General features: G+C 70.9%; 14 protein-coding genes. 12 read left to right on the top strand and 2 right to left on the bottom strand.

Going from position 1 to position 14,367, the window contains the following annotated elements; translation table 11 throughout:
- Positions 1 to 155: 155 nt before the first annotated feature.
- From ABZ806_RS24105 to ABZ806_RS24065, 9 genes are all read left to right on the top strand, one after another.
- Positions 156 to 1,130: an ABC transporter substrate-binding protein gene (locus ABZ806_RS24105; RefSeq protein ID WP_500219624.1), complete on the top strand. Its 975-nt coding sequence runs from the start codon at positions 156 to 158 to the stop codon at positions 1,128 to 1,130.
- A gap of 58 nt (positions 1,131 to 1,188) precedes the next feature.
- Complete coding sequence (locus tag ABZ806_RS24100) at positions 1,189 to 2,148, top strand: LLM class flavin-dependent oxidoreductase (RefSeq protein ID WP_500219623.1); 960 nt, start codon at positions 1,189 to 1,191, stop codon at positions 2,146 to 2,148.
- 52 nt (positions 2,149 to 2,200) lie between these two features.
- A complete protein-coding gene (locus ABZ806_RS24095; RefSeq protein ID WP_500219622.1) occupies positions 2,201 to 3,025 on the top strand; it encodes an ABC transporter ATP-binding protein in 825 nt (274 codons plus the stop codon).
- The gene (locus tag ABZ806_RS24090) at positions 3,022 to 3,816 is read left to right on the top strand and encodes an ABC transporter permease (RefSeq protein WP_500219621.1); all 795 of its coding nucleotides are present in this window, start codon (positions 3,022 to 3,024) and stop codon (positions 3,814 to 3,816) included. Before ABZ806_RS24095 ends, ABZ806_RS24090 begins: the two co-directional genes overlap by 4 nt.
- Complete coding sequence (locus ABZ806_RS24085) at positions 3,813 to 4,652, top strand: ABC transporter permease (RefSeq protein WP_500219620.1); 840 nt, start codon at positions 3,813 to 3,815, stop codon at positions 4,650 to 4,652. Before ABZ806_RS24090 ends, ABZ806_RS24085 begins: the two co-directional genes overlap by 4 nt.
- 121 nt (positions 4,653 to 4,773) lie before the next feature.
- Entirely contained in the window at positions 4,774 to 5,700 is a 927-nt protein-coding gene (locus ABZ806_RS24080; RefSeq protein ID WP_500219619.1) for an NAD-dependent epimerase/dehydratase family protein, read from the top strand.
- Between the two features lie 50 nt (positions 5,701 to 5,750).
- Complete coding sequence (locus ABZ806_RS24075) at positions 5,751 to 6,578, top strand: alpha/beta fold hydrolase (protein WP_500219618.1); 828 nt, start codon at positions 5,751 to 5,753, stop codon at positions 6,576 to 6,578.
- Positions 6,579 to 6,612: 34 nt separating this feature from the next.
- Positions 6,613 to 7,380, top strand: coding sequence for a GntR family transcriptional regulator (locus ABZ806_RS24070; RefSeq protein WP_500219617.1), 768 nt, complete (start codon positions 6,613 to 6,615; stop codon positions 7,378 to 7,380).
- Positions 7,377 to 8,363 (top strand): asparaginase, encoded by a 987-nt coding sequence (locus ABZ806_RS24065; RefSeq protein ID WP_500219616.1) that lies wholly within the window; start codon positions 7,377 to 7,379, stop codon positions 8,361 to 8,363. The genes ABZ806_RS24070 and ABZ806_RS24065 overlap by 4 nt, the downstream gene beginning before the upstream one ends.
- A gap of 23 nt (positions 8,364 to 8,386) precedes the next feature.
- On the opposite strand, the gene ABZ806_RS24060 is transcribed toward ABZ806_RS24065, so the two are convergent.
- Complete coding sequence (locus ABZ806_RS24060) at positions 8,387 to 9,325, bottom strand: LysR family transcriptional regulator (protein ID WP_500219615.1); 939 nt, start codon at positions 9,323 to 9,325, stop codon at positions 8,387 to 8,389.
- Positions 9,326 to 9,519: 194 nt separating this feature from the next.
- Here ABZ806_RS24060 and ABZ806_RS24055 point away from each other — a divergent pair, with 194 nt between their 5' ends.
- The gene (locus tag ABZ806_RS24055) at positions 9,520 to 10,704 is read left to right on the top strand and encodes a CaiB/BaiF CoA transferase family protein (RefSeq protein ID WP_500219614.1); all 1,185 of its coding nucleotides are present in this window, start codon (positions 9,520 to 9,522) and stop codon (positions 10,702 to 10,704) included.
- A gap of 21 nt (positions 10,705 to 10,725) precedes the next feature.
- Positions 10,726 to 11,892, top strand: coding sequence for an acyl-CoA dehydrogenase family protein (locus tag ABZ806_RS24050; RefSeq protein ID WP_500219613.1), 1,167 nt, complete (start codon positions 10,726 to 10,728; stop codon positions 11,890 to 11,892).
- Between the two features lie 26 nt (positions 11,893 to 11,918).
- Here the strand turns inward: ABZ806_RS24050 and ABZ806_RS24045 are convergent, their stop codons facing one another.
- Complete coding sequence (locus tag ABZ806_RS24045) at positions 11,919 to 12,488, bottom strand: TetR/AcrR family transcriptional regulator (RefSeq protein WP_500219612.1); 570 nt, start codon at positions 12,486 to 12,488, stop codon at positions 11,919 to 11,921.
- A gap of 98 nt (positions 12,489 to 12,586) precedes the next feature.
- Here ABZ806_RS24045 and ABZ806_RS24040 point away from each other — a divergent pair, with 98 nt between their 5' ends.
- Positions 12,587 to 14,074, top strand: a complete 1,488-nt coding sequence (locus ABZ806_RS24040) for an MDR family MFS transporter (protein ID WP_500219611.1) — start codon at positions 12,587 to 12,589, stop codon at positions 14,072 to 14,074.
- Positions 14,075 to 14,367 lie beyond the last annotated feature (293 nt).

Here is a 14,367-nt window from a genome sequence, read left to right as displayed (position 1 = left end):
GCCTGGCGTTGACGCCAGATGTTGTATGTGACAACATCTGCCGGACGTGAGCGGCGCCACTACCACGCGACCGTGGGCTCCAGTGGCAGTCAGATGCGTGAGCTCGCGCGGACCCCGCCACGGGTCGGCGTCGCGCCGCGGAAAGCGAGGGGTTCATGAGGATTCGGGCACGTGTTCTCGGCTCGGTGCTGATCGGTGCGTCACTCGTCCTCGCCGGTTGCGGCGGAGGCGACTCGGAAGGGGAGGGCAAGCCGGCGAAGATCACCGTCGCGACCCAGCCGGACTTCTTCGGGATGCCGCTGTACTTCGCGGTGGAGAAGGGCTTCCTGAAGAAGCAGGGGCTGGACGCCAAGCTCCAGAAGTACCCGACCGGTGTCGAGGGCACCGAGGCCGTGGCGACCGGGCAGGCCGACTTCACCACGGTGGCGGGGTTCCCGGTGGTCAGCCTGGCGGCGCAGAAGGCGCGGGTGAAGGTCATCGGGCACAACGCGACCTCGGCCAAGTGGTGGGGCTTCGTCACCGACGGCAGCGTCGCGAAGCCGTCCGACCTCGAGGGCAAGACCGTCGGCATCCAGTCCAACTCCACCGCGAACTACTGGTTCGACAAGTTCGTGGCCCACCACAAGCTGGACAAGTCCAAGATCAAGATCCTGGACGCGAAGTTCGCGCAGCTCGTCCCCGCCTTCGCCCAGGGCGAGGCCAACGCCATCATCCACTTCGAGCCCAATGTCGCGAAGGCCGTGGCCAGCGTCAAGGGCGCCAAGGTGAGCTGGTGGGGCGGCGACGACGGCCTGCTCCCGTTCTACGGATACGTGGCGGCGGGTCCGAAGGTCTACCAGGACAAGGACACCGCCCTGCGCGTCCTGCGCGGGCTGACCGAGACGGCCGCCTACATGAAGAGCAACGAGGCGGAGGTCGTCAAGTTCGCCATGGATCTGACCGGGATGTCGGACGAGGGAGAGGTCCGGGAGATCCTCGCCCAGATCGACTTCAGCCTCGCCTTCGACCCCAACAGCATCGATCAGATCCAGCAGATCGCCGACTACCAGCTGGAGCGCGGGAACATCAAGGCCCGCGTGGACGCCAAGAGCCTCGTCGAGCCGACCTGGGTCCAGGAATCCGGCAAGTAACGGCCGCACGGGCGGGCGGGCACCGACCCACCCGCCCGTGCGGACAACGCTCAGCCACGTGGAGGTACGACCCGTGGACATCGGGATCTCACACCTGCCGGCCTCGCCGTCCCGGGCACTGCGCCTGGCCCGGATCGCCGAGAGCACCGGCATCAGCCGGTTCGGCGTCGCCGACTCGTCGCACCTGTTCGGCGCCATGTACCCCGTCGTGCAGCTGATCCTCTCCCGGACGTCGCGGATCAAGGTCGGCCCGTTCGTCACCAACCCCGTCACCCGCCATCCGTCCGTGCACGCGGCGGACATCGCCGCGCTCGCGACGCTGTACCCCGCGAGCCGGCTGGCGGTCGCCATGGGCACCGGCGACTCCGCGGTGCACAGTGTCGGGCTGCGGCCGGCTCCGGCGGCGCAGGTGCGCCGCGCGCTGGAGACGATCCGCGGCGCGGCCCCGGACGGGGTGACGCTGGAGCTGGCGGCGAGCGGCCCGAAGGCGGCGTCGATGCTGGGGCCCGGCATCGACGGCCTGGTCCTGGGCGGCGGCCTGTCCGCCCCGTGGACACGGCGCCTGGTCGAGGCGGCCGGCGGCGGGCCGGCCGGCGCACGGGTCTTCCTGATCGGCCACCTGGTGGAACGGGAGGACCAGGTCCCGGCGGCGCGGGAGGCCGTGCGCGCCTCGGTCCTGGCGGTGGCCCGGCACGCCATCGGCACCGACATGGCGGCCCGGGACGTGCCGGCCCGGCTGCGCCCGGGGCTGGAGCAGGCCTTCGCCCGCTACGACTTCGCCGCGCACGCCAAGGCGGCCGGCGGCAACGGGCGGCTGCTGGACGACCACCCGGAGGAGGAGGCGTACCTGCTCGAGCGCTTCGCGGCGGTCGGCACCGCCGGCGCCGTCGCCGAGCGCCTCCGCGAGTTCCAGCGGCAGAGCGGGATCGACGGTGCCGTCCTGAGCACCACCGTGCCCGACCCGGAATCGCACGTCGCCCTCACCGGGGAACGACTGATCACCGCGCTGAGCCCATGAGCGCGGGCACCCCGACCACCCCATACGACACATCCGACGGGAGAAGTCGCGCATGACTCAACCGATCACGGACTCGCAGACGCGTTCGTCCGATGAGGCGTTCGTCGTCATCGACGACGTCTCCTTCGCCTATCCCGGCAGTCCCCAGCCGATCCTGCGGGACGTCAGCCTGACGCTGCGGCGCGGGGAGTTCTTCGTCCTGCTCGGCCCGAGCGGCTGCGGCAAGACCACGATCCTCAACCAGGTCGCCGGCTTCGAGCGTCCGACCACGGGCGCGATCAGCATGGACGGCAAGCCGATCACCGGCCCCGGACCCGACCGCGCGGTCATCTTCCAGGGCGACGACTCCCTGCTGGGCTGGCTCAACGTCCGGCACAACGTGGAGTTCGGGCTGCGGGCCCTGCGCGTGCCCGCCGCCGAGCGGACCCAGCGCGTGCGGCGCGCACTCGAGACGGTCGAACTGGACGGGCAGCAGGGCAAGTTCCCGCACGAACTGTCGGGCGGGATGAAGCAGCGCGTCCAGATCGCGCGCGCCCTGGTGGTCGACGCGCCCGTCCTGCTGATGGACGAGCCGTTCGGCGCGCTGGACGCGCAGACCCGGACCAACCTGCAGGACGCGCTGGCCGGGCTGTGGGAGCAGTCGCAGCGGACCGTGCTGTTCATCACCCACGACATCTCCGAGGCGCTCATCCTCGGCGACCGGATCGGCGTGATGACCTCCGGGCCGGGCGCGCGGCTGCAGACGGTGATGGACAACCCGCTGCCGCGGCCGCGCGCACGCGGCACCGCCGAGTTCGCGGACCTGTACGGGAAGGTCGAGGGGGCCGTCACCGCCGCGAAGTCCCGTCCATCGGCCCCCGCCGGGGAGTCCAGTTGAACCGGGCCGCGTCGAGTCCCGGGCACTGGCGCTGGCAGCGGCCCGCGCTGAACGTCCTCGCCGTGCTGATGGCCGTGCTCGCCTGGCATGGCGCGGCGCTGTGGAAGGACAACCTGCTGGTCTTCCCCACCCCGCTGACCGCCCTGTCGGCGCTGGGGGACGTGCTCACCGATCCGGAGCAGCGCACCGAACTGGTCATCACGCTGCGGCGGGTGATCATCGGGTTCGCGATGGGCAGCGTGCTGGGGGTCGCGGTCGGCAGCCTGATCGGCGGCGTCCGGAGCATCGCGATGACCCTGGAGCCGATCGTCCATTTCCTCCGGTCGGTGACGCCGGTGGCCTGGATCGTCCCCGCCACCATCTGGCTGGGTGTGGGCGAAGGGTCGCTGCGGTTCATCGTGGTCTACGCGACGGTCTTCCCCGTGATCATCAACACCCTGGCGGGCCTGTCCGAGGTGCCGGTCAACAAGGTGCGCATGGCGCGCACGTTCGGCGCCTCCCGGTTGCGCATCTACCGGACGATCATCGTGCCGTCCGCCGTGCCGTACATCGTCACCGGCATGCGCCTGTCCCTGGGCTACTCGTTCATGAGCGTCGTCGCGGCGGAGATGGTCGCGGGCCGGGACGGCATCGGCTTCCTGATCTACGACTCGCGCATCTTCTTCGACACCCCGACGATGTTCGCCGGGATCCTGCTGCTCGGCGCCGCCGGGCTGCTGTGCGACAAGGTCTTCAGCGTCGCGGCCCACCGTGGCCTCGCCCGCTTCTACGCCGGGCAGGTGAACCCATGAGCACGACGACACGAGCCCGCGCCGACGCGGTCGCGGCGGACCGGGGGCGGCGCGGCGCCGCGCGGCGGGCGACGCTGCGCAGGGCGCCGGTGGCCGTGGCCGGCATCTGCCTGATCATCATCGGCTGGGAGGCGTTCTCCCGCGCCTACGGCAAGCCGCTGCTGTTCCCCGGGCCGGTGGACACGGGCAACGCCCTGATCGACGGCCTGACCGGCGGGGACATCCCGGCCGCGTCGGCCGCCAGTGTCGCGCGCGTGCTGACCGGCCTGCTCATCGGTTCCGCGGCCGGCGTCCTGCTGGGCCTGCTGTCGGGGTCCAGCCGGGTGCTGGAGGCGCTGTTCGAGCCGTTCATCAACGTGTTCCGCTTCATTCCGCCGCTGGCCTGGTTCGCCCCGGCACTGCTGTGGCTGGGATCCGGCGAGACGTCCAAGATCGCGCTGATCGTCTACACCTCGGTGTTCGTCGTCGCGGTGAACACGGCCGCCGGGGTGAAGGCCGTACCGCGGAACATGGTCCGGATGGCGCGCACGTACGGGGCGAGCCCGGTCCGGCTGTTCTTCGGCGTGCGGCTGCCCGCCAGCCTCCCCTACATCTTCTCCGGTGTGCGCATCGCGCTGGGCAACGCCTTCATGACGGTGGTCACCGCCGAGATGCTCGGCGCCTCGTCCGGGCTCGGTGTGCTGATCACCCAGGGGACCGCCAACACCGATGTCCGCGGCGTCTTCGCCGCGCTGATCGTCCTCGGTGCCCTGGGGCTGTGCGCCGACCGCGTGTTCGTCGGCCTGCTGCGGAGGTACGGCGGCCGGTTCTCGGCACGGACGCTCGGGGGGCCGTGACGGGGAGCGGCGACCGCACGAGCAGTCAACCAAGCGATCTCGAGGACACAGGAGAAGACATGAGTGCAGACCGCGGGTCTGTGCCAGCACCCGCATCCGCACGGAAGGGAGAGTCCGACCGATGACGACACTCGTCACGGGCGCGTCCGGTTTCGTCGGCAGGTACGTGGTGCGCGACCTGCTCGCGGCCGGCGCCGACGTCGTCGCTCTCGACCACGCTCCCGCCACCGGGCTGCCGGCGTCCCCCCGGCTGACCGCCGTCCAGGGGGACGTCCGGGACCTGCGGCAGTTGATGCGCATCGCGCACCGGCACCGGGTCGACCGGATCATCCACCTGGCCTCGCTGCTGGTCCCGGCGTCGCAGCATGATCCGTACCACGCGCTGGAAGTGAACGCCATCGGGACCCAGAACCTGATGGAGGTCGCCCTCGTCCGCGACGGCGCCCACCTCACCTGGGCGAGTTCGATGGCGGTGTTCGGCCACCAGACGCGCGCCGACGGCGGCGCCGAGGAGTTCACCGAGGCCAGCCGGCACTGCCCCGACAACGTCTACGGCATCACCAAGTCCTACGCCGAGGGCGTCTCGCTCGCCTACCGCGAGCGGTACGGCCTCAACACCGTCGGACTGCGGATCGGCCTGGTGTTCGGGCAGGGCAAGGAACGCGGCGAGGGGCTGTTCACCGAGCACCTGTTCGACCGGCCCGCCCGCGGCGAGGACTCCGTGGTGCCGTACGGGGACGACGTGTTCTCCTGGCAGTACGTCCGGGACGTCGCGCGGGCCTTCACCCTGGTCAACGGCCGCGATGAGACCGACCAGGGCATCTACAACCTGCCCGGCACGGTGGCGAGCATGCGGGACGCCGTGGACCTCGTCCGGGAACTGCGTCCCGGCGTGTCCGTCCGCACCGAACCCGGCCGCCTGGGCTTCCCGCACCGGTTCAGCGTGAGCGCCTTCGGCGGGCTCGCCGGGGACGACTACCGCCTGACCCCCCTGCGCGATGCCTTCGCGGAGACGCTGGACCGGCTGCGCCGGGGCGGCGGCGAATGACGCCGGGAACCGGCCCGCGGCCATCGACACGACGAGCACGGGAGGCAAGCATGGGAACCCTCGAACTGAGCGACGGGTCCGTGGTCTGGTACCAGCGGCAGGGCACCGGCCCGACGATCGTGAACATCCACGGCAGCGGATTCGGCTACCGGAACTTCGCGATGCTGACACCGCATCTCACCGACTCCTTCGACGTGATCGACCTGGACCTGCCCGGCTACGGGCAGAGCACCGCGACGGGGCCGCTGGGGGTGGCCGAGTGGGCGGGCCACGTCGCCGAGTTCATCGAGCGCCTGATCGGCGGCCCCACCTACGTGCACGGCACGTCGATGGGGGCCTTGGTCGCCACCACGCTCGCCGGCGACCGGCCCGAGGCGCTGCAGGGCCTCGTCCTGTCCTGCTGCCTGTTCCGCTACGACAACGCGGCCCGGCACATGCGGCACACCTGGAAGCGCGGCGCGACGGACAGCGGGATGGTGCAGGCGGCCGACCTCACGGCCGCGGCCGGGTTCTCCCGCGGCTTCTACGACCGTCCGGACGCCCTGGAGATCCTGAACCGGCTGCGCACCGCGATGAGCGCCAACGAACCGGAGTCGTTCGTCGCGGGCACGGAGAGCCTGGAGGCGATGGACCTGTCGGGCCTGCTGCCCCGGCTGCCCCGCACCCTGCTGCTGGGCGGCGACGAGGACCAGATGACACCGCCCGTCCCGGCGGCGAGCGGCGTCGGCTTCGACACGGCCGTAAAGACCATCCCGGACGCGGAACTGCACGTCCTGGAGAACTGCGGTCACTACCTGGTGCTGGAGCAGCCGGAACGCGCCGCCGAACTCATCAAGCGGTTCGCTTTGCCTCCTCTACGGCCCGGCCATCTGCCATGATCCGCGACAGCCGTACGCCCCTCAGGAGGAGAGAATGACCAGCGATCCGTCATCGCGGGACAAGGCGTCGCCGTCCGCCCGGTCGTCGCGGGCGATCAGGCTGGACCTGCCCAGTGCCGCCGCGGGCCCGCCCCAGGTCACCGACACGGTGGAACAGCGCATCGCGCAGGAACTGCGCAGGTTGATAGCCGAGGGCGACCTCGCTCCCGGCGCGCATCTTCCGCTGCGCCAACTGGCCGCGCACTTCGGGGTCAGCATCACCCCGGTACGGGTGGCGCTGATCGAGCTGGCCGCGGCGGGACTCGTGGTCAACCGCCCGCACACCGGCATGCGGGTGGCGCCGATGTCCCTCGAGGAGTTCGAGGAGGTCTGGACGATCAGGGTGAGCCTTGAGTGGTGGCTCACGCGCAGGGCGGTCGAGCAGGTGACGGACGGCGACATCGAGCATCTGCGCGGCGCGCTGGAGAAGATCCAGCATGCCGCGCACAGCCAGGCCGAATGGCCCGAGTACGTCGGGCACAGCTGGAACTACCGCCGCTACCTCTACTCGCTCGCCGACCGGCCGCAGATGCTGAACAACCTGGACACGATGTACGTGCGGTCGGCCAGGTACAGCCGGCTCCTGCTGGCCGACGGCGAGCGGATCGACCGGGCGGCCGCTTCGATGGAGGAGGTGCACGCCGCCGTGGAACGGCGCGATGCCATCGCCGCGCAGCAGGTGCTGCGGCGCGGGATGGAATGGACGATGGAGGCCGCGCTCGACCAGTTCGTCAGCGATCTGCCGGCCACGTCGCAGTGGTGACCCCGCGGGTGACGGTGTTCTCCCTCGGCGGCACGATCGCGTCGACGAACGCACCGGGGACGGACGGCGGCGGGGTCACGCCACGACTCACCGCCGAGGAACTGCTCGCCGGCGTCCCCGGCCTGCGCGACTTCGCCGAACCGGAGGCGGTGGCCTTCCGGCAGACCGCGTCCGGCGACCTCACCTTCGACGACATCATCGCCCTCGCGGCGGAGATCAACGCACGGTTCGAGGCCGGGGCGGCGGGCGCCGTGGTCGTCCAGGGCACCGACACCATCGAGGAGACCTCGTTCATCCTCGACCTGCTGACCGACGCGCCGAACCCGGTCGTCGTGACCGGGGCGATGCGCAACCCGACCCTGGCGGGCGCGGACGGACCGGCGAACCTGCGCGCCGCGGTCCAGGTCGCCGCGTCGCCGCAGGCCCGGGGCCTCGGCTGCCTGGTGGTGCTCAACGACGAGGTGCACGCGGCGCGGTTCGTCGGCAAGGCCCACACCGCCAACCCCGCGGCCTTCCGCTCGACGTCGGCCGGACCGATCGGCTGGCTGGCCGAGGGCCGGCCCAGGATCGTGCTGCAGACCACGCCGCTGCCCGCTGTCCCCGCCCCCACCGGACCCGTCCCGCCGGTGGCCCTGCTGACCATGTGCCTCGGCGACGACGAACGCCTCATCGAGCAGGTCGGCGCCCTCGGCTACGCCGGGCTCGTCATCGAGTCCTTCGGCGGCGGCCACGTCTCCGCGCGTACCGTCTCCGCTCTGGAGCGGCTGGCCGCGACCGTACCGGTCGTGCTCGCCTCACGGACCGGCGGTGGCGACATGCTCCGGTCGACGTACGGCTTCCCCGGGTCTGAACGCGACCTCATCGCTCGCGGTCTCGTCCCGGCCGGATTCCTCGACGGCCTGAAGGCACGGGTGCTGCTCACCCTTCTCCTGGGGGGCGGCGCCGGCATGGACCAGGTGCGCGCTGCGTACGCCGCGGTCTGAGGGCCGCCATCTGGGCCCGCTGTCTAGGGCCCGTCGTCGTGCGGCTGCGCCGAAGGCCACCGTCCCGAACGCAGGGCCGAATGAACCTGGCGGGTCAGTTCGGCGACCACGGCGTCGGCGGCGGGCGCCTTCCGTCCCGACCGGGGCGTGCCGAGCACGAGGGAGCGCCACACCGTGGGTTCGCACAGCGGTGCCGCGCTCAGGGCACTGTCGGCGACGTCCTCGGCGATGCCGACACCGGGCAGGATGGTCCAGCCGTGGCCGGCCCGGACGAGCTGCTTCTGGATCCGCATGGAGTTGGTCTGGACGGCGATGTTCATCGCCGTCCCGGCTCGTGCGGCGGCCGTGTCGATCAGCGCCCGCAGCCCGTGTCCGGCCGCGGGCAGCACCAGCGGATGAGCGGCGACCCGCTCGAAGGGGACCGGTTCGGCCGCCCGGAGCCCCGCCGACGGCGGCGCGACCGCCCAGAGTTTCTCGCGCACCAGCGGCTCGACGTTCAACGACGGAGTTCCGGCGAGGTCGTAGAGCAGGGTCACGTCGAGATCGCCGTCGTCCAGCCATTGCTGCAGATGCCCGGAGTAGGCGGTGAGGACGCGCAGTTCGATGCCCGGATGGTCCCGGGCGACGGCGGACACGAGCGGCTCGGCCAGCAGATCGCAGGCGCTGTCGAGGAGCCCGACGCTCACGATGCCGGTGACCACGCCGGGTACCGGCTGGATCTCCGCGCGGGCCCGCTCCAGCTCGTTGAGCGCGCGCCTGGCGCGTTCGAGGAGGATGGCGCCGGCGTCCGTGAGCCGCATGCCCTGCCGGGTCCGCTCGAACAACGCGACACCCAGTTCCCGTTCCAGGGTGCGGATCTGCCGCGTGACGGCGGGCTGCACCAGGTGCAGCAGCTCCGCGGCCCGGGTCACGCTGCCCGCTTCGGCCACGGTCACGAGCGCCTTGAGCTGCTTGACGTCCACTGGTTCCTTCCGTGGTTCCTCCCGCACCATCTGCACTGCGCATGGAGGCATCAGGAATCAGTATTTTACTAGCCAAGGCATGACCATCGATGATGGCAAGGGCGGGGACCCCGGCGGGGACCCCGTCCTCGCTACACCGCACCGCACGTTCCCCCGCACCGCACGTTCCCGGCCGGGCATCTGGAGGTCGCCGCATGACCGAACGTCCGCTTTCCGACATCACCGTGGTGAGCATGGAGCAGGCCGTGGCGGCGCCGTTCGCCACGCGCCAGCTCGCGGACCTCGGTGCGCGCGTGATCAAGGTCGAGCGGCCCGGGGGCGGGGACTTCGCGCGCCGGTACGACACGGCGGTGCATGGGCAGTCCAGCTACTTCGTCTGGCTCAACCGGTCCAAGGAGTCGCTGACCCTGGACGTGAAGTCCCCGCGCGGCCGCGAGGTTCTGGAGGATCTGCTCGGCGGCGCCGATGTGTTCGTGCAGAACCTGGCGCCGGGGGCCGCCGCCCGGCTGGGGCTGGACACCGCGTCCCTGACCGCCCGGCACGAGTCGCTGATCCCGTGCACCATCTCCGGCTACGGCACGTCCGGGCCGTGGGCGGACCGGAAGGCGTACGACCTGCTCGTGCAGTGCCAGACCGGCCTGGTCTCGCTCACCGGCACCGCCGAGGCGACCGCGCGCGTCGGTGTGTCGGTCGCCGACATCGCCGCGGGCATGTACGCCTACTCCGGGATCCTCGCCGCGCTCTACACCCGGGCGACGACCGGTTCGGCGCGCGCCGTGGAGGTCTCGCTGTTCGAGGCCCTGGGCGAGTGGATGAGTCAACCCGCCTACTACACGCGGTACGGGGGGACGCCCCCGCCGCGAATCGGCACGCAGCACGCCACCATCGCGCCGTACGGCGCCTATACCGCGGCGGACGGGGCACAGGTGCTGTTCTCCGTCCAGAACGAACGGGAGTGGGCCGCGCTGTGCGAGCGGTTCCTCGACCGTCCGGAACTGGTCCACGACCCGCGGTTCGCGACCGGACCCGCACGGGTCGCCCACCGGGAGGAACTCAACGCGATCATCGTGGAGCGCTTCCGGCGAGACAGCGCCGACGAGGTCATGGCATCGCTGGACGACGCGGGAATCGCCAACGCCGGGGTGAACGACGTCCACGAGTTCGTCGCCCACCCCGTGCTCGCCGAGCGCGGACGCTGGCACGACGTGGGCGTCCCCGGCGGTGTCGTGCGGAGTCTCCAACCCCCGGCGGACCTGGCCGGGGTCACCCCGCGCATGGACCCGGTGCCGGCCGCCGGCGAGCACACCGAGCGGATCCTCGCCGACCTGGGCCGCACCGCCTCAGAGATCAACGGCCTGCGCGCCGACGGCGTGATCTGACGAAACAAGGAGGAACACACGGTGAGCACCCTGGACGTCCTGTCTGCCGACGAGCGATTCGTCGTCGAGACCGTACGGGACTTCGTGGACAACGAGATCAAGCCGTCCGTTCGGGACCTGGAGCACGCCAACGCCTACCCCGAGGCGCTGATCGAGCAGATGAAGCGGCTCGGAATCTACGGCCTGGCGATTCCCGAGGAATACGGCGGCAATGCCGTCTCCGTCCCCTGCTACGTGCTGGTCACCGAGGAACTCGCCCGGGGCTGGATGAGCCTGGCCGGTGCGATGGGCGGTCACACCGTGGTCGCCAAGCTGCTGCTGGAATTCGGTACCGAGGAGCAGAAGAACCGGTACCTGCCGAGAATGGCCACCGGTGAGGTCCGGGCCACGATGGCACTGACCGAACCCGGGGGCGGCTCCGACCTGCAGGCCATGCGCACCCAGGCCCGGGGAGGCGCCGACGGCTACCTCGTCAACGGGGCGAAGACCTGGATCAGCAACGCCCGGCGCTCCCAGCTGATCGCCCTGCTGTGCAAGACGGACCCCGACACCGTCCCCGCGCACAAGGGCATCTCGATCCTGCTCGTCGAGCACGGGCCCGGCCTCACGGTCTCCCGCGACCTGCCCAAGCTCGGTTACAAGGGCGTGGAGAGCTGCGAACTGGCCTTCGACGACTACCGGGCGCCGGCCGATGCCGTGCTCGGCGGGGTCGAGGGCAAGGGGTTCGCCCAGATGATGAAGGGGCTGGAAACGGGCAGGCTCCAGGTCGCGGCACGCGCGCTCGGCGTGGGCCGGGCGGCGTTCGAGGACTCGCTCGCCTACGCCCAGGAGCGCGAGTCGTTCGGCAAGCCGATCTGGCGGCACCAGGCGATCGGCACCTACCTCGCCGACATGGCCACCGCACTGACGGCCGCGCGCCAGCTCACCCTCTACGCCGCCCGCGAGAGCGAAGCGGGCCGGCGCGTGGACATGGAGGCGGGCATGGCCAAGCTGTTCGCCTCCGAGACGGCCATGGAGATCGCCATGAACGCCGTCCGCATCCACGGCGGATACGGCTACTCCACCGAGTTCGACGTCGAGCGGTACTTCCGCGACGCACCGCTGATGATCGTCGGCGAGGGCACCAACGAGATCCAGCGCAACGTCATCACGAGCCAGCTCGTCAGCCGGGGCGGGCTCGACATGTGACCGCCTTCGGCCTGGTGCTGCTGCGGTCAGCGCACCAGGGGGAGGAAGATCGTGTCGACGATCTCTTCGAGGACGTCGTCGGGCACGGGGGCGAACGTCGTGAGGAACTCGTGGCGCAGCAGGTCGAAGGGGAGCGACTTGATGCGTTCGGTGAGGCGTTCCGGGTCGATCTCACCGCGATCGACGGCGCGGTCGAAGAGGACGTCGAGAGCTTCCTTGCGCCCCGTCGTGGCGGGGTCGAACAGGTCGCCGGGGTTGGTTCCGGTCTCCTCGTAGTAGCTGGACAGGTTCACGCTCATGACGGTGACGAGCTGGAGGCGGGTGGCGCTGATCTCCCGCATGAGGCTTAGGACGTCCTCCCGCAGGCTTCCGGTGTCGGGAACGTCGATGACGTTCGCCCGCAGTGTGTGGGCGATGGTCGCCCGGACCAGTTCGTCGCGGTCGGGCCAGCGGCGGTAGAGCACCGGGGGGCTGGTGCCCGCGCGCTTGACCACGGCGTCCATGGTGAACCTGGCGTAGCCGTGCTCGGTGAGCTCTGCCCAGGCCGCGTCGAGTAGTGCCTTCTCCAGTGCCGCGCCGCGGCGTCGCTCGGCCATCGAAACCCCTCCATATGTTTTAGATAGACTTGCCTATCTAACTTTAGCGGTCTAGTGTGGGCTCCGTAAGATAGAATCGTATATCTTAAGGAGCGTCCGTGAACGCCGAAGACACCAAGCCGCCCGCACCCCCGCCGGTCAGCGAGGGCCGCATCGACCCGGCCCTGCGCCGCCTGACCTTCACGCTGATCGTCGGCGCGCTCGCCGTCATCTTCGACACCACGATCATGAGCGTCGCCATCGACGGCCTCGCCGGGAAGCTGCACACCTCGCTCGCCACCACCCAGTGGGTGACCACCGCCTACCTGCTGGCCCTGTCCGCCACGATGCCGGCGGTCGGATGGGCCCAGTCGGTCCTGGGCGGCAAACGCCTGTGGATCACCGGCCTGGGCCTGTTCTTCCTCGGGTCGATGCTGTGCGCCGCGGCGTGGAACGTCGAGAGCCTGATCGTCTTCCGGGTGGTCCAGGGCATCGGCGGCGGCACCCTGATGGTGCTGATGTTCACGCTGGTCATGCAGGCGGCCAAGGGCCGCAACATCGGCGGGGCCATGTCCCTGATCACCGTGCCCACCGCCCTCGGCCCCATCATCGGCCCGGTCATCGGCGGAGTCATCCTGCACGTGGGCGACTGGCGCTGGATCTTCCTGTTCAACGTGCCCTTCTGCCTCATCGGCGGCTACCTCGCCTGGCGCAACCTCCCCGAGGACAGGCCCGGCCCCGGCACCCGCACCCGCCTGGACGCCGTGGGCATGCTGCTGCTGTCCCCCGGCATCGCCGCCGTCATCTACGGACTGACGCAGCTCACCGGATCCGACGGCGACGGCCTCGCCGGCCTCAAGGTGGCGCTGCCCCTGGCCGCCGGCCTGGCCCTGCTCGTCGGCTACGTCTGGTGGGCGCTGCGGCGCGGACCGGACGCCCTGCTCGACATCCGGCTGTTCCGCCACCGCGCCCTGGCCTCGTCCACGGCCCTGGTGTTCCTGACCGGCGCGGCCCTGTACGGGACCATGCTCCTGCTGCCGCTGTACTGGCAGCAGGTCCGCGGCGAATCCGCGCTGGGCGCCGCACTGCTGCTCATCCCGACGGGCGTGGGCGCCCTCCTCTCCCGCGCCCTGGCCGGCCGGTACATGGACCGCTTCGGCTCGCGTCCCGTCGCCATCGCGGCCTTCGCCCTCACCCTCGCCGCCACCGTCCCCTTCGGCTTCGTCACCGCGTCCACCAGCAACATCACGCTCATGGCCGTGCTGTTCGCGCGCGGCCTCGGGCTGGGCGGGGCCATGATCGCGATCATGGGCGCCGCCTTCGTCGGGCTGGAGCGCCAGGAGATCGCGGCCGCCTCCGGCATCAGCCGAGTCGCCCAGCAGGTCGGCGCCTCCCTGGGCGTCGCGGTCCTCGTCATGATCCTCCAGCGCGCCTCGGCCGACGCCCACACCCCCGCCGCCCTGGCCTCGGGGTTCGGCGAGGCCTTCTGGTGGGCCGCCGCATTCACCGCCGCGGCCATTCCGCTCTGCCTCCTGCTGCCGGGCCGCCCCGACTCCCAGCCGCAGACCGCCACCCCCACACCCGCCAAGGAACCCACCAAAGCCTGACCAACCGGGCTGCCCGGACCGGGACGTCCACGCGCTCACACGCTCGCCAGACGACGCGGCGGCAGAGGAACTGGCCATCGACAACGGCCAGTTCCTTTGCCGCTACGGCCCGCTCTCCACCGGATGGCGTTACTCAGGGCTCTTGAGGCGAAGTCTCGTGTTAGTGGAGCGGCTAATGTACTCACCTGATGGCGGCAGCCCGATGGAACTCCCGCAATTCGTCGTCGGCTGACCGGCAAGAGCGTCTGCGCGACAGCGAATCGGGACGGTGCGATGGCGTGGAGAGGGTGGAC

Origin of the sequence: Spirillospora sp. NPDC047418 (assembly GCF_040643275.1) — a bacterium.
Classification (GTDB): domain Bacteria; phylum Actinomycetota; class Actinomycetes; order Streptosporangiales; family Streptosporangiaceae; genus Spirillospora.
The sequence above is the reverse complement of the archived record's forward strand: the minus strand, read 5'-3'. Positions and strand labels throughout refer to the sequence as shown.